1 protein-coding gene is annotated in these 348 nt (G+C 60.6%); it reads right to left on the bottom strand.

What is annotated here, in order from left to right; all coding sequences use genetic code 11:
- Positions 1–152: 152 nt before the first annotated feature.
- Positions 153–348 (bottom strand): hypothetical protein (locus KMS84_RS44210; protein ID WP_256921479.1); only part of this gene is annotated, 196 nt, incomplete at its 5' end.

The following is a 348-nucleotide window of genomic DNA, read 5'->3' as shown; positions in this document are numbered from 1 at the left end:
CCCACCAAGCCCGTCCTGGGCAAATCCCTTCCACCGTCACCCTGTACATGGTTGTCGCGCAGCGCTCCGGCATCGGCCAGCGCGAAGTTCTCGCCGAGTTCCCGTTGGAACTGCACGCCGAAATCTTCCGCGACATGGCCGAAGCGACAGCCTCAGCCATTTGACCTCAGCACGCCCGGACCTCTCGGTCCGGGCATCAGTGACGGAATACGATCATGCCTATCAGGTACGTGCTCAAGCACTTTCATTTCTGCTGCGGTCTTGGCGGCGGCGCAAAGGGTTTCAACCAGAACAAAGAGATAGTCGGCAAGCTGCAGGCCGAATGGCGTTGCGTCGGTGGTGTCGACG

The sequence above is a fragment of the Streptomyces hilarionis genome (assembly GCF_024539675.1).
Lineage (GTDB): Bacteria > Actinomycetota > Actinomycetes > Streptomycetales > Streptomycetaceae > Streptomyces > Streptomyces hilarionis.
This window is presented reverse-complemented; position numbering and strand designations above follow the sequence as displayed.